At 38.0% G+C, this 16,113-nt stretch carries 16 protein-coding genes; 12 read left to right on the forward strand and 4 right to left on the reverse strand.

Annotated elements, in window-relative coordinates; translation table 11 throughout:
- Positions 1-12: 12 nt before the first annotated feature.
- From ACJVDH_RS19135 to ACJVDH_RS19145, 3 genes are read right to left on the reverse strand one after another with little or no spacing between them, the layout of a single operon-like run.
- On the reverse strand, positions 13-903 hold the full coding sequence (locus ACJVDH_RS19135; protein ID WP_443945004.1) for a DUF1735 domain-containing protein: 891 nt from the start codon (positions 901-903) through the stop codon (positions 13-15).
- A gap of 13 nt (positions 904-916) precedes the next feature.
- On the reverse strand, positions 917-2,416 hold the full coding sequence (locus ACJVDH_RS19140) for a SusD/RagB family nutrient-binding outer membrane lipoprotein (RefSeq protein ID WP_443945005.1): 1,500 nt from the start codon (positions 2,414-2,416) through the stop codon (positions 917-919).
- Positions 2,417-2,429: 13 nt separating this feature from the next.
- Positions 2,430-5,540 carry a SusC/RagA family TonB-linked outer membrane protein gene (locus tag ACJVDH_RS19145; RefSeq protein ID WP_443945006.1) on the reverse strand — a complete coding sequence of 1,037 codons (3,111 nt, stop codon included), beginning with the start codon at positions 5,538-5,540 and terminating at the stop codon, positions 2,430-2,432.
- Between the two features lie 237 nt (positions 5,541-5,777).
- Here ACJVDH_RS19145 and ACJVDH_RS19150 point away from each other — a divergent pair, with 237 nt between their 5' ends.
- From ACJVDH_RS19150 to ACJVDH_RS19205, 12 genes are all read left to right on the forward strand, one after another.
- A complete protein-coding gene (locus ACJVDH_RS19150; protein WP_443945007.1) occupies positions 5,778-6,419 on the forward strand; it encodes a hypothetical protein in 642 nt (213 codons plus the stop codon).
- Positions 6,420-6,782: 363 nt separating this feature from the next.
- Positions 6,783-8,186, forward strand: coding sequence for a tetratricopeptide repeat protein (locus ACJVDH_RS19155; protein WP_443945008.1), 1,404 nt, complete (start codon positions 6,783-6,785; stop codon positions 8,184-8,186).
- Between the two features lie 60 nt (positions 8,187-8,246).
- Positions 8,247-9,014, forward strand: a complete 768-nt coding sequence (locus ACJVDH_RS19160; protein ID WP_443945009.1) for a phosphosulfolactate synthase — start codon at positions 8,247-8,249, stop codon at positions 9,012-9,014.
- A gap of 88 nt (positions 9,015-9,102) precedes the next feature.
- Complete coding sequence (locus tag ACJVDH_RS19165; protein WP_443945010.1) at positions 9,103-9,843, forward strand: shikimate dehydrogenase family protein; 741 nt, start codon at positions 9,103-9,105, stop codon at positions 9,841-9,843.
- 46 nt (positions 9,844-9,889) lie between these two features.
- The gene (gldD, locus tag ACJVDH_RS19170) at positions 9,890-10,477 is read left to right on the forward strand and encodes a gliding motility lipoprotein GldD (RefSeq protein WP_443945011.1); all 588 of its coding nucleotides are present in this window, start codon (positions 9,890-9,892) and stop codon (positions 10,475-10,477) included.
- Positions 10,478-10,501: 24 nt separating this feature from the next.
- Positions 10,502-11,140, forward strand: coding sequence for an MBL fold metallo-hydrolase (locus tag ACJVDH_RS19175; RefSeq protein WP_443945012.1), 639 nt, complete (start codon positions 10,502-10,504; stop codon positions 11,138-11,140).
- A 97-nt stretch (positions 11,141-11,237) separates the two neighbouring features.
- Positions 11,238-12,464, forward strand: a complete 1,227-nt coding sequence (locus tag ACJVDH_RS19180) for an ABC transporter permease (RefSeq protein WP_443945013.1) — start codon at positions 11,238-11,240, stop codon at positions 12,462-12,464.
- A 2-nt stretch (positions 12,465-12,466) separates the two neighbouring features.
- Positions 12,467-12,850, forward strand: coding sequence for a hypothetical protein (locus ACJVDH_RS19185; protein ID WP_443945014.1), 384 nt, complete (start codon positions 12,467-12,469; stop codon positions 12,848-12,850).
- 84 nt (positions 12,851-12,934) lie between these two features.
- Entirely contained in the window at positions 12,935-13,270 is a 336-nt protein-coding gene (locus ACJVDH_RS19190; protein WP_443945015.1) for a tRNA-binding protein, read from the forward strand.
- Between the two features lie 4 nt (positions 13,271-13,274).
- The gene (locus ACJVDH_RS19195; RefSeq protein ID WP_443945016.1) at positions 13,275-13,745 is read left to right on the forward strand and encodes a nucleoside deaminase; all 471 of its coding nucleotides are present in this window, start codon (positions 13,275-13,277) and stop codon (positions 13,743-13,745) included.
- Between the two features lie 139 nt (positions 13,746-13,884).
- A complete protein-coding gene (locus ACJVDH_RS19200; protein WP_443945017.1) occupies positions 13,885-14,493 on the forward strand; it encodes a superoxide dismutase in 609 nt (202 codons plus the stop codon).
- 97 nt (positions 14,494-14,590) lie between these two features.
- Positions 14,591-15,055: a hypothetical protein gene (locus ACJVDH_RS19205; RefSeq protein WP_443945018.1), complete on the forward strand. Its 465-nt coding sequence runs from the start codon at positions 14,591-14,593 to the stop codon at positions 15,053-15,055.
- A gap of 58 nt (positions 15,056-15,113) precedes the next feature.
- Here ACJVDH_RS19205 and ACJVDH_RS19210 read toward each other — a convergent pair whose 3' ends face one another.
- Positions 15,114-16,046, reverse strand: a complete 933-nt coding sequence (locus tag ACJVDH_RS19210; RefSeq protein WP_443945019.1) for a LysR substrate-binding domain-containing protein — start codon at positions 16,044-16,046, stop codon at positions 15,114-15,116.
- Positions 16,047-16,113: the final 67 nt, after the last annotated feature.

Here is a 16,113-nt window from a genome sequence, read left to right on the forward strand (position 1 = left end):
ATCAATCAACTATTAAGGTCTTGCACCCGTGTAAACGAGTGTATCTGTAGCAGAACGTCTGTTAGGACTTGCACCCCATTCAAATGAAATGTAAATTGTTTTGGTTGCTGGTTCGTAACGACTATCATAACTTGCAACATTTTTTAAAGTTGCGTTAGCGCTACTTTTCATAGTAATTTTATTTGTAGTTGGATTAACAGTAATCAGCAAACCATCTATACCGCCAACACCAGAACCATCAGACCAAACCTGACTAAAATCCAATCCTGTAGCCCCATTTGTTACCAGATCTTTAGAAAGACCTTTAAAGTTGCCGCTTAATACAGGATCTCCTTCTCTAAAAACATAACCCTTAAAGCTGTATTTACCATCGTAACGGTTTCTAACAGCCGTTTTGATTACGACAGAAGCGAAATTTTTACTGATAACGACGCCAGAAGCATCAGTAATTGTAACAGGTAAACCATAAGTTAAATCCGGATTCAACAGTGCGCTGGCAAATTTAACAGGAACCTGAACGCGACGTTGGCCAGCTGGAATGGTGATGGTGGTTGGCATGGTGAATGCCGACGTTGGAATCATCGTCAACTGATCTGAATGTGCCGCGTTATAATTATTGATCAATGCCGGATTAATGGCCAGAGTTACATTGAAAGGTGTATCTCTGGTTGTCGAAGCTGCATAGTTTAAATAGAAAACATAATCGCTCGGTGTATCTTGCTGAATAAGTGAGGTGCTCAATGAATTTACACTTCCATCCCCCATTGGAGTTCCAACTGGGATTTCTATTACAGGGGTTGTACTAGAAAAATCAGGTTGCTCATTTTTGTTTTTCAAGCAAGAGGATAGCAAAAGTACACACAGTACAGCAGCCATTCCTTTTAATATATTCTTATTTTTCATCTTATTCTTTTTATTATTTAACATCCCAGAAAATTCTCGATGTAAATTGATTGATTGTACCTTCAGCACTTACATTTGCCGTATTGGTATTGTATTCTCTTTGCGGATATAACATACGCACCGGAATTTTACGTGTGGTTACAGTTGATGCGATAGAAATAGGCATATCAGCAGGCAGTTCCAAACGTCTGTAATCTGTCCAGGGTTCTATAGCATTTGTACCGTTCATAGCTGCCCACTTTTGTTTGATTATCAAAGCGAGTTTATTCGAATTTGCATCCCAGTTCGCAACAGCCTGACCAGCCAGGTAAGTCTCTGCATCTGTATCTTCCAAATCCAAATACACAAAATTGGCCGTTACTGCAGCTTCGTAAAGTGCCTTCGCGTCACCAGTAATCCAACCACGTTGTGCAGCTTCGGCCTGTAAAAACAAACTTTCGAAATCTGTCAAAATTGGTTGTTTTTGGTCGAAAGATTTTAATACACCTTCACCAATACTCGAAACCGTTGCTATGGTTTGATCGAAGTTTACATCCTGACCCCATACAAGGCTAACATATGTACTACCTGCACCGTCATTTACGGTGTTGTAAAATCTTCCTAAACGCGGATCATTATTATTTCTAAGAAAATCCATACCGTAGGTACTCGCTAACATATAGCCGTGGCTCGCTGTACGATTTCCGTCTACACCATAACCATAAACTGCCCAAAATGGGTTTTGCTTTCCGGTCGTATTTAGGTATCCCGGATTGTTGAATATACCTTCATCTGTTCCAATAAAGCCAAAACCATTGGCATTAATTTTTGCCAATTCGGCTTTGATGTATGCTTCGCGACCAGGCATTTCAGATTGGCGAAGCAAAATTCTAAGTTTAAGCGTATTTGCAAATTTGCCCCATTTCTGAAGATTTCCACCATTAAAAATGTCTGCTGGTGCATCTGCCGGAAGTACAGTTGCCGTTTTAAATAGATTGGCAGCTGTGTCCAGTTGTTTAGCTAAATCTTCATAAATATCTTGGGCCTTATCATATTTTGGTGTTAAGAAAGAAACAGACTGTGAAGCTTGTGAATATGGAACATTTCCGTAGAAATCTACCAGGTACTGATAGTTCCATGCTTTCATCGTTTTGGCTACAGCAACAAAGAAATTTTGTCCGGTTGCTTTCCCTTGCTTTTCTAAGTAGGCATAGTCATTCAAATTATCGTATGCATTTGCCCACAGCGTTGTAGAGCCGCTCCAGTTCGTAGTAAAATTATAAGACCGTTCCTCATACCAGCCAGAAACACCACCTGGTGTCATCCAGTAGTTCATCCATAAAGCTGCGAAACTGTAAAATATAGATCCTCCTGTTGTATAAGCAGCAGTATTATTTAAAGCGCCCGTTAAAACCAGGGCAGGTTTTGCTGATGTTGCGGTATTCGGATTTTCATTGATATCCAAATATCCTTTTTTACATGCGCCCAGAAAAACAACTGTAGCTGCAAATAAATATATAAATCTCTTTTTCATCTTTTCTTGATAATTAGAAGCCAATTGTAGCTGTGAAACCGTAAATACGAGTTGGTGGCGTTTGATTTAAGTTGTTTACACCTTGTGCATTTCCGGTTCCAACGTTAATTTCCGGATCGGTATAAATGTTATCACTTGGTCTGAACATAAATAGGTTTCTCCCAACCAACGCAATGCTCGCATTTTTAATAAACTTAGCATTCTCTCTTAACCATTGCGCTGGGACTTGATATGCCAAAGAAAGCTCTCTGATTTTCCAGAATGCAGCACTTGAAACGTAGTTCGATGCAGTGTTGGTACGAATACCATCAGACCAGAAAGAACCATTGCCCTGGCTTGTAGTAACATTTGTATTTGGAGTGAATACACCCGGTGAAGTTTCGATAACGGAATTAGGATAGATAAATCTTTCGCGACCGGCTTGACCAGATGTATAACTAATACCTGCAAAATCTAACGTGCTGGCCATACTGCTATAGAAAACATTTCCGCTACGGTATTCAGCTACTCCAGATAAGGTGAAATTTTTGAAAGTAAAGCTTGTATTTACACCTAAAATATGGCTAGGATTGGTTTGTCCAAAATCTTTATTAACTGGATTTGAAAGTGGTAAACCAGTATTTGGATCAACAATTACTCTTCCTTGAGGATCTGTCTGGTAACTGCTCACTTGTAAAGATGGGAAACTCTGTCCAACTACGATATAATTGTTGTCGCCGATTCCCAATTGCGATTGCCCTTGATACAAAGACAAAACTTTATTGGTATTGTAAGAATAATTAACACCCACATTCCATCTGAAACCATTTGACAGGCCGATAACCGGGGCTGCATTTAAACTAAATTCGAAACCTTTATTTTGGCCAACACCAGTATTGATGATTGCACTGGTATATCCTGTTGTTGCAGATAAATCGATACCATTAATGATCTCCTGGTCTTTAGTTTTTTGAATATAAGCAGAAGTTTCTAATGTAATTCTATTATTGAGGAAGCCAATATCGAAACCAATCTCCTGAGAAATCGTCTGTTCAGGTTTTAGATTAGGATCATAAACCGCATTATCAATACTGTAACCAGCGGTATTTCCGTAAGGAAAATTACTTGCCGGACTTAAAGTAGAAATCAAGCGGTATGGATCAATTTGAACCGCGTATACTTTAGAAATACCACCTCGGATTTTCAAATTACTGATGATTTTACTCTCTTTCAAAGCAGGTATCGCATCTGTAAGCGTTATTGCTGCATCTACTGCAGGATAGAAAAACGAGCGATTGCTTTGCGACAGTCGGGAATCCCAATCATTTCTACCGGAAACGTGAATGGTTAGGAAATCGTCATACGTTGCGGTTAAATCTCCAAAAACTCCAAGTTGACGTGAATTGCGCTCTGTTTCTGAACCTACAATCTCACCGGTACGGTTGTTCAAATTGAAAAGATCATCCACAACAAGGTTGTTTCCTTGTGCACTCATGTATTTGTAATTTTTCTGGATTACCTGTGCGCCACCAATTAAGGTGAATTTAAACTTATTCACTGTTTTAGTAGCTGTACCTAAGAAATCTCCCGTATACCTACTTTCAAATTCATTATAATCCCGAACAGATGATCTGGTATACTGTGTAGCAGCACTTGCTTTTCCAGAATCATGCGCAAAATCAGAATAAGTATAAGCGTAATTGAAATCTTTTCCCTGTGAATTTTTAGTACTGATACCTCCACGTGCCATAAAGCTAAGCCAATCTGTCGGCTTATACGTAAGAGAAAGGTTACCTAACAAATCATCCCGGCGTTCTTTATTCCGGTTTCTGGCTAAACCAACATATGGGTTCTGGTAATAATCATTGTAGTAATTATTTGGATTTCCATATAATGAATTGATGTCGCTGTACTCAGATAAAGGTATATTACCCGGAGTATTAATTACATTATTATACACCTGATTGGTACTTTTATCGTAATTTCTCTGTGTATAATTAAATGAATAGTCGGCAGTAAACTTATCAATTTTTCTTGTTCCGTTAATTCGGAATGCTGTTCTGTTTGATTTATCACCAGGAACATACCCTTTACTATTTACGCGTTGTGCATTAATATAGGTTGTTCCATTTTCATTTCCTCCAGAGTAAGAAATATCATTTTGCTCGTCAATGCCTGTTTCAAAGAAGTCTGTTTTTTCATTAGGCTTATAAGTATAAGGAACCATTTGATAAGTACCATCTTCCAATATACGACCAACAGGCCTCAAAGAACCATCAAAACGGTCACCGAATGTCTGGTTCTCAAACGGGGTGTACTGGCCGAAACCAAATTCATCCTGATTCGTACCACCACCAAATTCCGTTTGCATTTTTGGCAGATAAGACAAACGATTCATCAATGTTGAATTTGTATAACTTACTGTTCCGCCATCTGTTGAACCACGTTTAGTACTTACGATGATTACACCATTTGATGCATCAGAACCATACAATGCGGCTGCGTTGGCACCTTTTAAGATGTTAACGTTATCGATGTCGTTAGGATTGATCGCATTCAATTGCGACAAAGGAACAATCACTCCATCCAGCACAAGCAAAGCCTGATTATTACCGGTGAATGAACGGTTACCCCTTAACACAACACGAACCTGATCTCCTGCATCAATCTGATTATTCGCCTGATTGATCTGCAAACCAGCTACTTTACCGGATAAACCCGTTGCAAGATTGGTTGGTCTGCTTGAGGTTAAATCCGATCCTTTAACTTGTTGTGTAGCATAACCAATCTCTTTTGGTTTGCGTTTGATACCCAACGCCGTTGTAACGGTAACTTCATTCAACATTTGCGCATCAGTTTCCAGTTTCACATCCAAAGCAGACTGATTTCCGACAGTCATTTCTTTAGTTACGAAACCAATGTAGGTAAATTGTAGCACATCGTTCGGCGACGCGCTAATCGCGAATTTTCCGTCTGCTGATGTTGATGTTGCTTTTTTGGTGCCTTTGATTAAGACACTCACTCCGGGAAGCGGAAGACCATCGCTAGATCCAACTACTTTCCCTGTTACAGTTTTGTTCTGCGCCATGATTTGGTTGAGGCCACAAAACAAAAACATGAACAAACCCAGTACAAGTTTTTTCATAATTTTCTTAGTAAGTTTTAGTTTAATGTTAGTTTATTCAGCGACAAATGAAAACGGGAGCCTTCAAGTACCGGAAACTATAAGGCTAAAGTAGTAAAAACGTTTTAAAATAAAACTAAAATGTTTTAGTATTTTGTATTATTTTGGTTTCTTTTCGTAAATTGAATTAAATTAAAACTAAGATTTACGTTATTTAACCCGCAAAACCTCAGGCTCGCGCAAAATATCCCCAATCACATGAAAAAAAACATGCTTTTAACTCTAATTAATGTTTTTTGTGCAATATTTACCTTTGCCCAAAACGTAACTGTTGGCCCAAGTGCAAAACCATTGAGAATAACACCTTCAGAAACATTAGAAAAATTTATTTATTACGATACAGATAAATCTCCGAGCACATTAACTACAATTAGCGGAAAAACCTTATCGGTAAAAACGCTAAAATACAATCTCCAGACGCAACAACTGGAGTATACAGATGGCGATAACACCTATGCTATTCAAGATTCCATCAAATCCTTTCAATTAAAGGACAAAACGGGCATTGAGCATATCTTTTTAAAAAAAGCAGACGGCAAAACTTCAATTTTTGTAGAAACGTTGGTAACAGGGAAGCATTCTCTCTTGAAACAACACAGTGCTAAAACAAGTGTATCGGAAGATTGGTATACGAAAAAGCAAGTGAAGAAAATTGTGACACAATCCAATTACTTTACTTTAACGAATGACAAACTGCAACAATTTCAACCTTCCAAAAAAGCTTTAGTTGCGGCCTTCCCAGATAAAAAAACAAAAATTCAAACTTTGATAGATCAAGAAAATCTAGATCCAAGTATAGAGACAGACCTAATCGCAATTTTCACCTCGTTGAATAAATAGTTGAAGGTTCAAGTTCCTATGCAGGATAACATTTTGATATCCTGCATTTTAATTTCTATATTTTTTTAAAATCTCCTGACACCGAAGCCGAGAGACTTTACTTGCCAACACTTATTGACTTCTCTATTACCCGATCTTTAATATTTTATCCTATTTTTGCTACAGAAGGGAAAAGGAACCGCGAAGTTGTTAAAATATATAGATTATCCACACATTTTTATTACAACAAAGAGCTTTATTTACAAGAGTTTACAACTTTTCAGCAATAGGTTGTTAATAATTATTTCAAAAATGGAACATTTATTATTGTAAACTTATAATGTGTTTTTATGCCATTTGGCACGGTTCTTTAATTTTAATGATATGGAAGAAGAGTTCTTTTTTGAATCCAACGAAGACGCACAACGCTCGGTTGAACGTTATGAAGAAATGCTCCGCAACAAGGATCAGTATTTTTTCGATGCGCACGCTTTTGAATACATTGTCGATTTTTACATTGAGAAAAATGATCCGGTAAAGGCACTAGAAGTTGTAGACTACGCAATTAGCCAACATCCTTATGCAACAGTTTTCTTAATTAAACAGGCTCATCTTTACATTTTAACCAACAACCATGAGAAAGCTTTTCTTGCGCTAAATAAAGCAGAGCTTTTAGAGCCATCAGAACCAGACATCTACTTACTGCGCGGAAATATTTTTCAAAACACGGAAAGATATGCAGAAGCGCTGGAAAATTATGAAAAAGCCCTCGGACTGGCGGAAACAACAGATGAGATACTGCTGCAAATGGCTTACGTTTACCAAAGCATGTCTGATTATGAAAGTGCAATCACTTACATCAAGCTCAGCCTGGAACAGAATATGGAAAACCAGGACGGCCTTTATGAACTCGCATTTTGTTATGACGTTTTAGACAAACAAGAAGAAAGCATCAAATTTTACCAGCAATATATTGATACAGATCCGTACTCTTACGCGGCATGGTATAATTTAGGCAACAGCTATCACAAACTCAGTTTATGGGAAAAAGCCATAGATGCTTATGATTACGCCATCCTGATCAAAGAAGATTTCAGCTCGGCTTATTTTAATAAAGGAAATGCACTTGTGCAATTGGATAAATATGCGGAAGCGATAGAAGTTTACAAACAGACTTTTGAATACGAGCAACCCAATGCAGATACGTACTGCGCGATTGGCGAGTGTTACGAAAAGCTGGAAAAAATGGACGAAGCCCGCTCATATTACAAAAAATCGGTTAAGATGGATCCAAAAATGGCCGATGGCTGGTTTGGGATTGGTGTAACCCTGAATTTTGAGGAACGCTACTTCGAATCGTTACATTTTTATAAAAAAGCAATTGATCTTGAAGCAGAAAATCCGGATTTCTGGTTTGCCATGGCAGATGCCTATTATAAACTTGGGCAGATAGATGAATCTATTGATGCTTATGAAAAAGTATTGGAACTTAATCCGGTGGATGTAGAAGCCTGGCTAGATTTCAGCACTGTTTTATACGAACAGGGGAAATTGCTTGAAGCTTCTGAAACCATGGCTCAAGCCATAAAAAATAATCCGGAAGCCGCAGAATTGTATTACAGAATGGTTGCATACCTGTTTGCACTTGGCAATTACAATGATGCCCTGGGTTATCTGGAAACTGCTTTAACTACAGATCCGGACAAACATTATATCCTTTTTGAGTACCTGCCGCAATTGCAGGATAACAGTGCAATTTTAAACGTAATTAACAGATATATCAGGTAACAGCCTTGTGAGAAAAATTTAACAAATAAATCGTAATTTTTTTTTCACTTTTGTACGCATATGAATTACCCATTATTAAACGTTCCTGAACGTCCAGCCAAACCGCGTCAAAAAGGGTTGACCATGGTAATGGATAAAGGATTGAGCTTACGCCAGGTTGAAGATTTTATCGAAGTTGCCGGCGTACATACAGACGTTGTAAAACTCGGTTGGGCAACCTCTCACGTTACCCCAAACCTGAAAGAAAAACTAGCTTTGTACAGAAGTGCAGGCATACCAACATATTTTGGAGGAACACTTTTTGAAGCCTTCGTTATCCGAAACCAGTTTGAAGATTATCAACGCGTTTTAGATCAATATGGAATGGAATACGCAGAAGTTTCTGATGGTTCTATTGAAATTGAGCACGATCGCAAATGCGAATACATTAGAAAACTATCCTCGCAGGTAACTGTAATCTCCGAAGTAGGAAGTAAAGATGCTGCAAAGATTTTTGCACCTTATAAGTGGATTAAATTGATGCAGGCAGAAATCCAGGCAGGCTCATGGAAAGTAATTGCGGAAGCACGTGAAGGCGGAAATGTTGGCATCTACCGCGGAAGTGGCGAAGTGCGTGAAGGTTTGGTAGATGAAATTCTGACACAAATCCCTGAAGAAACCATTATCTGGGAAGCGCCTCAAAAAGAACAACAGGTTTGGTTTATCAAACTTATTGGTGCAAATGTTAATTTAGGCAATATCGCACCAGCAGAAGTTATCCCATTGGAAACCATTCGATTAGGATTAAGAGGTGATACTTTCGATCATTTCTTGAATTTAGGAAAATAATACACTCCATACCGTATCCATACAGGAAACAGCCTTAACTAAACGTTAAAGGTGGTTTCCTGTATTGTTTTGGCGCTAATTTTATATTATGAAGACTTATGGCTTAATTGGCTTCCCGCTATCTCATTCTTTTTCGAAAAAATATTTTACCGAAAAATTTCTGAATGAAGGCATTGCCGATCATCAATACGAACTTTATCCGATAGAAAATATAGATGACCTGGGCGAACTTATTGCCAATCCAGATCTTCGCGGCTTAAATGTAACCATTCCGCATAAGGTAAATGTCCTTCCCTTTTTAAATGAAATTGATGCCGCTGCAGAACAAATTGGTGCTGTAAACTGTATTTCTATCAATCATTTCGAAGGCGAAAGTTACCTGAAAGGCTACAATACCGATGCTTATGGATTTGAAGAATCTATAAAACCATTTCTCAAACCCCATCATACCAAAGCACTTATTTTTGGCGATGGCGGCGCAACAAAAGCGGTAAAATACGTTTTAGAAAAGCTTGGCATTTCCTACATTACTGTAGTTAGAAAACCGACTCCAGGAGCAATTTTATATGCTGAGATTACTCCAGACATTTTAAAAAGCCATACCGTGTTAATCAACAGTACACCGTTGGGTATGTCGCCAAATATTGACACTTATCCAGAAATTGATTATTCTTACATCGGGGCAAAACATCTGGCTTATGATTTGGTTTACAATCCCTTGGAGACTGCTTTTTTAACCAAGGTTGCGGCAAATGGCGGCGCCATCAAAAATGGCTTGGAAATGCTACACAAGCAGGCAGAAAAATCGTGGATAATCTGGAATAAATAGTTTTTAATTCCGTTAATTGCAGGTCCCGTTTAACTGAAAAAATACAATGAAATTAAAAAGCCTTTATCTGTTTTCTATTCTGGCCATATTGTATGCAAGCGCTTGCCAGGATAGAGATTACAGCCCCAAACCCAGAGGCTATTTTAGAATTGTATATCCAGAAAAGAAGTATCAGACTTTTACAGATAATGCGCCTTACGCGTTCAGCTATCCTGTATATGCGAAAGCAGAAAAATATAAAGGCAGAGATGCTGGCAAATATTGGTATAACTTACATTATACTGCATTTAACGGATACTTACATTTAACATATTATGACGTAACTGGAAAACAGGAATACGACAAACTGGTAGAATACGCACGCGAATTGGCATTTAAACACACTATAAAAGCAAGTGCAATTGATCAGAAACTAATCAGTTACCCGGAGCGAAACGTGTATGGAATTTATTATGCCATACAAGGAAACACGGCATCATCTGTGCAGTTTTTTCTTACAGACAGTGCTAAAAATTATTTTCGTGGCGCTTTATATTTCAATGAAAGGCCGCAATATGATTCTATTGAACCTGTTATCAATTTCATTAAGAAAGACATAGACACTATGATTGCGTCTTTCCGTTGGAAAAAATAAAAAAACCCTTAAAAAACATATTACATGATCAACATACAAGTATTTACGTTTAATGCCTATGGCGAAAATACCTACGTTCTGCATGATGAAACCAAAGAATGTGTAATTATTGATCCCGGAATGTATGAAGCTTCCGAGCAAAACAGCCTTGCATCATATATCCGCGAAAATGCGCTGAAACCGGTTTTATTGTTAAATACACATTGCCATCTGGATCATGTTTTCGGGAATAAATTTGTTTGCGATACCTGGAATCTAAAACCGCAGTTTCATGAAGGCGAACTGCCTATAATTGAAGCCATTCCGGGTTATGCACCTTCAATGGGTTTTACGCGTTATGAACTTTCTCCTTTACCAGAAACTTTTTTGCCAACAGAAGGAGAAATCCATTTTGGCCAAAGTTCTCTTAGCCTGATATTTGCGCCCGGCCATTCGCCTGCACACCTTTGCTTTTACAGTAAAGCAGATGGCTTTTTAATAGGCGGCGATGTTTTATTTTACGGCAGCATAGGCAGAACAGATCTTCCTGGCGGCAACCACGCGGAACTCATTAAAAATATCGAGGATAACATTTTCACCCTGCCAGATGAAACTGTCGTATATCCCGGCCACGGGCCATCAACATCGGTAGGTTTTGAAAAACAACACAATCCGTTTTTTTAAAAAACAAATACGTACAAATTACAGCCAATATGGCGTGTAATTTGTGCATAAGATATTGCGTATTTTTTCGCCGAGCATTTTACTTAAATTTACCCTAGTGAACACATCATTTTATATCGCAAAGCGATACCTCTTTGCAAAAAAATCAACCAATGCCATTAACCTGATTTCGGGCATTTCTATGGTTGGTGTAATGGTGGGAAGTGCAGCTTTAATTATTATACTATCGGTATTTAACGGCCTAGAAAATACGGTATTGAACATGTTTGATACCATTACTCCGAATATTGCCATTACACCAGCCTCCGGAAAAACCTTTAATCCTAATAGTCCGACCATACAGAACCTGAAAAAAAGCCCCGAAATTTTTTCATTTACTGAAGTCTTGCAAGAGAACGCCTTACTTAAATACAACAACAAACAAGCCGTTGGTATGGTGAAAGGTGTAAGCGCCGATTACCTTAAAAACGCAAAACTAGACAGTACAATACTGGAAGGGCGATTTGTTCTTCAAAATGCAAATGGAAATAACGCAGTAATCGGCTCTGCTTTGCAGACTTACCTGTCTATCAACACGATGGATCCATTTACGGAGCTGGAAATTTTCTCTCCTCGAAAAAACATTTCCGCAAACAGCTTAAATCCAACCGATGATTTCATTACTCAAAACATCAGAGTAAGTGGCGTTTTTGAAGTACAACAAGAATTTGATAATGGCATTATCGTTCCGCTTAATTTTGCCAGAAAACTTTTAGACGACAGTGTTAATGTTTCGTCTATTGAAATAAACCTGAAACCTAACGCAGATATGGATGAGTTTCAGAAAGTGGCAAAAGAAAAGCTTGGCAAATCATACGAAGTGAGAAACCAGGCAGAGCAAAACCGATCGCTTTACCATATTTTAACGACAGAAAAGTGGGCAGTCTACATCATCTTAACCTTTATTTTAATTATTGCTATATTTAATATTATCGGTTCGTTAACCATGCTGGTAATTGATAAAGTAAAAGATGTTGCTATCCTGAGTAGCCTTGGCGCAAGCAAAGGTTTAATTAAGAGAATTTTTCTTTTTGAAGGAATGATGATTACCATGACAGGCTGCGTACTCGGACTGATTATTGGTTTAATATTTTACTTCATCCAGCATCACTTCGGAATTATAAAGATGGGAGATGGTGCGCTGGTCAGTTCTTATCCCATTGGATTAAAATGGAAAGATTTTGTTTTAGTGTTTGCCACTGTAGGGATTTTCTCATTTTTGGCATCTGCTTTGTCATCCAATTTGAGTGTAAAAAAGATTGATCAGGTCAACCAAACTATATAAGAATGAAATTATTTAAGTCGATAATGGTACTTGCTGTATCTGTTGGTTTATTGCTAACGGCTTGTAACCCTACAGAAAAAACTGATGAAACCAAAAACCAAACCAAGCTGGTTAAAGGCTTGTATAGTTTTGGCCCTGAAATGAAATCGTTTACGCTTTGCGAAGATGGTCGTGAGTTTTGGGTAACAGACAGCGTAAAAAAATTAGAGCTATCTTACAGCAATTTAAACTTTGAGAAACCTTACGAGCCGGTTTATGTAGAGCTGGAAGGCTTTTTTATAAAATCGGACACCACTGCGATTTCAGCGGATTTTGATTCAACTCTTGTAGTAACCAAAGTGGTAAAAATTACTAAAGACATTCCAGACGGGCCTTGTTCCCAATAAAAAACTGCCTGCAAAATAACAAAAACTGATCTGTTTTAAGTTCAACATATGGCAGGCAATCCTGGTTAAAACAGAAAATAAAATATGGCAGAGATTAATTGGTCTGATTTCGAAAAAGTAGCGCTTTGCGCAGGCACGGTATTAGAAGTTTTCGATTTCCCGGAAGCCCGGAAACCCGCATACAAATTAAAGGTCGATTTTGGCCCTTTGGGCATCAAAATGAGTAGTGCGCAAATCACCAAACATTATACAAAAGAAGAACTCATCGGCAAACAAATTATCGGCGTGGTCAATTTTCCCAAAAAGCAAATTGGCAAATTTATGTCTGAATTTCTGGTTACCGGTTTCGCTGATGAGCAAGGCGATATTGTACTCACTTCGCTTCAGGGAAAAGTGCCTGATGGCAGCAAAATGATGTAATAAAATGAGTTTTTACAATTTCGAAAATACTGGCGATAAAAGTTCAGAAGATATTCATTACATGAACATGGCCATTACAGAAGCCAAAAAAGCGCTCGCAGAAGAAGAAATTCCCATCGGCGCCATTGTAGTGTGCAAAAACCGTATTGTTGGCCGCGGATACAACCTTACAGAACGTTTTAATGATGTTACAGCACATGCAGAAATGCAGGCTTTTACTTCTGCAGCACAAACTCTTGGTGGTAAATACCTAAAAGACTGTACGCTTTATGTAACCATAGAACCTTGCGTAATGTGTGCAGGTGCAAGCTATTGGACACAGATTAGCCGAATTGTTTACGGTGCGCGCGAAGAAAAACGAGGCTTCATTTCTAAAGGTTCCAATTTGCTACACCCAAAAACAGAATTAACCGGCGGCATACTTGCCGATGAATGCGTACAGTTAATGAAAGATTTTTTTGCCCGAAGAAGATAAAGCACTTAAACGGCCTAGCAAGGATAGCTTTTTACAACACGCAAAAAAAGATTATGATGATAATAACATGAACAAATCTTAACCTTGTAATGTTATATTTGCTACAAGAAACATTTTTAAATCTTAAAACATAACCATTATGGCTTTTGAATTACCTGCGTTACACTACGCAACTGATGCATTAGAACCGCATATCGATAAAACAACCATGGAAATTCACCATGACAAACATCACCAGGCTTACGTTACCAACTTGAATAAAGCGGTAGAAGGCAAACCTGAAGCGAGTTTAAGCATCGAAGAAATTGTAAAAAATATCTCTAAATATCCTGCTGCTGTTAGAAACAATGGTGGTGGTCATTATAATCACTCATTATTCTGGAACGTTTTAGGCCCAAATAAAGGTGGCGAACCTACAGGAGATTTAGCAAAAGCAATTAACGAAGCATTTGGTTCATTTGCAGAGTTAAAAACTAAATTGCAAGAAGCTGGCGCTACCCGTTTCGGTTCTGGTTGGGCTTGGTTGTCTGTTGGTGCAGATAAAAAACTTCAAGTTTCTTCAACGCCAAACCAAGATAATCCTTTAATGGATGTTGCTGAAGTAAAAGGCACTCCAATTTTCGGTATTGATGTCTGGGAACACGCATATTACTTAAAATACCAGAACAAACGCCCGGATTACTTAGCTGCAATCTGGAATGTTGTAAACTGGGATGCTGTTGCAGAACTGTACAAAAAAGCATTGTAATTGATGCATAAATAATTCAGAAGTCCACAAAGTCAAATTTGTGGACTTTTTTATTTATAAGATATTTCGTTACCTTCGTAACTCTAAAATATTAAACATGAAGAGGGTTATATTTTTATTTTTAGTTTTGGTTGGTATTACTGGAATGGCGCAAGCACAACAGCAACAACCAAAAATGCCTACGCCAGATGAAATTGCGAAAAAGAATGTTGAAGATCTGGATAAAAAACTTAAATTAAATGCAACACAAAAAAGTTTGATTTACAACTTTACCTACAACCAGGCTAAAGAACAGGCAGAATTGATAAAAAGACAACAAACCGGCGCACCACGAGAAGACGATGTAGATAAATATTACAAACTACAAAACGAAACTCAGAAGAACATCCGCAATGTTTTGAAAGGCAACCAGCAAACCGATTATGATAAATTGATTGAAGACCGGTTAAGCAATAAAAGCAAAAAGAAAAAGAAAAAAGGTGATAAAGAGGAAGAAGAAGTACAAGGTGATATCAGCGGACTTCTATCTGGCCCACCGCTTGAAAAACAAAATATTAATTAGCAGAAAAGCCTTCAATTATGAAGGCTTTTGCATTTTATACGTTTTTGGTTTTTAGACGCTAAATCCCAACAATATCTTTTTTCTTTTTTTGTTTCATCGCCTTTGGGATTACTTCCAGAATTTCATCTTTCAAAGCATTTAGCATCCGTTTTTTGATGAAGTTTTTATGTGTAACCAAACTAATTTCCCGCACAGGCTCAGGCAATTTAAAATAACGTACTTTACTGAGTTGCTTGGTGTTCAACTCATCAATAGCCAGCTCTGGCAATAGGGTTGCGCCGCCATTCAAATCTACCATGCGAACCAATGTTTCTACGCTTCCGGTGTTGTATTCTAAACCCGGCATCCGATTGTTTTTAGTAGACCTGCAAATGTTCAAAACCTGGTTGCGCATGCAATGTCCTTCATTTAGCAGCCAGATATTTTCTTCGTTCAAATCTTCAGCATCTACCGCTTTCTTCTTGTACAGCTTACTGGTTTTACTGATATAGCTCACAAAATTTTCGTAATACAATGGGATCTCGCTCACATTGCTGTCAGACAAAGGTGTTGCCAGAATACCGCAATCTAAAACACCGGTCTTAAGATGATGGATAATATCTTCAGTTGTATACTCCCAGATCAGCAATTTCAATTCAGGATACTTCTCCATCATAGATGAAATGACTTTAGGCAGTAAATAAGGTGCAACTGTTGGGATTACACCAATTCTAAGCTCGCCCAGAACATCTTGTTGCTGACTGTTGATGAGCTCTTTAATTTTTCCGCTTTCTTGTAAAACAATCCGTGCCTGCGCAACAATCTGAGTACCAATTTCTGTTGGAGTTACTGGTTGTTTACTGCGATCAAATATTTTCACATTTAGCAGTTCTTCCAGTTTTTGTACCTGCATACTTAAAGTAGGTTGGGTTACAAAACACTTTTCTGCTGCCGTAACAAAACTCCGGTAAGTATCTACGGCCACAATATATTCTAGCTGAACTAAAGTCATATAGTTAAAATTTATTCACTATTATAAAGATATAAATTTTAACTATACCATTATCTTGCATAATTAA

The organism is Pedobacter terrestris, from assembly GCF_052343045.1.
GTDB lineage: Bacteria > Bacteroidota > Bacteroidia > Sphingobacteriales > Sphingobacteriaceae > Pedobacter.

What these genes read in the sequence shown, in the direction of transcription:
- ACJVDH_RS19135 (WP_443945004.1), bottom strand. Translation starts at nt 903, where the DNA reads ATGAAAAATAAGAATATATTAAAAGGAATGGCTGCTGTACTGTGTGTA.
- ACJVDH_RS19140 (WP_443945005.1), bottom strand. Translation starts at nt 2,416, where the DNA reads ATGAAAAAGAGATTTATATATTTATTTGCAGCTACAGTTGTTTTTCTG.
- ACJVDH_RS19145 (WP_443945006.1), bottom strand. Translation starts at nt 5,540, where the DNA reads ATGAAAAAACTTGTACTGGGTTTGTTCATGTTTTTGTTTTGTGGCCTC.
- ACJVDH_RS19150 (WP_443945007.1), top strand. Translation starts at nt 5,778, where the DNA reads ATGAAAAAAAACATGCTTTTAACTCTAATTAATGTTTTTTGTGCAATA.
- ACJVDH_RS19155 (WP_443945008.1), top strand. Translation starts at nt 6,783, where the DNA reads ATGGAAGAAGAGTTCTTTTTTGAATCCAACGAAGACGCACAACGCTCG.
- ACJVDH_RS19160 (WP_443945009.1), top strand. Translation starts at nt 8,247, where the DNA reads ATGAATTACCCATTATTAAACGTTCCTGAACGTCCAGCCAAACCGCGT.
- ACJVDH_RS19165 (WP_443945010.1), top strand. Translation starts at nt 9,103, where the DNA reads ATGAAGACTTATGGCTTAATTGGCTTCCCGCTATCTCATTCTTTTTCG.
- gldD (WP_443945011.1), top strand. Translation starts at nt 9,890, where the DNA reads ATGAAATTAAAAAGCCTTTATCTGTTTTCTATTCTGGCCATATTGTAT.
- ACJVDH_RS19175 (WP_443945012.1), top strand. Translation starts at nt 10,502, where the DNA reads ATGATCAACATACAAGTATTTACGTTTAATGCCTATGGCGAAAATACC.
- ACJVDH_RS19185 (WP_443945014.1), top strand. Translation starts at nt 12,467, where the DNA reads ATGAAATTATTTAAGTCGATAATGGTACTTGCTGTATCTGTTGGTTTA.
- ACJVDH_RS19190 (WP_443945015.1), top strand. Translation starts at nt 12,935, where the DNA reads ATGGCAGAGATTAATTGGTCTGATTTCGAAAAAGTAGCGCTTTGCGCA.
- ACJVDH_RS19195 (WP_443945016.1), top strand. Translation starts at nt 13,275, where the DNA reads ATGAGTTTTTACAATTTCGAAAATACTGGCGATAAAAGTTCAGAAGAT.
- ACJVDH_RS19200 (WP_443945017.1), top strand. Translation starts at nt 13,885, where the DNA reads ATGGCTTTTGAATTACCTGCGTTACACTACGCAACTGATGCATTAGAA.
- ACJVDH_RS19205 (WP_443945018.1), top strand. Translation starts at nt 14,591, where the DNA reads ATGAAGAGGGTTATATTTTTATTTTTAGTTTTGGTTGGTATTACTGGA.
- ACJVDH_RS19210 (WP_443945019.1), bottom strand. Translation starts at nt 16,046, where the DNA reads ATGACTTTAGTTCAGCTAGAATATATTGTGGCCGTAGATACTTACCGG.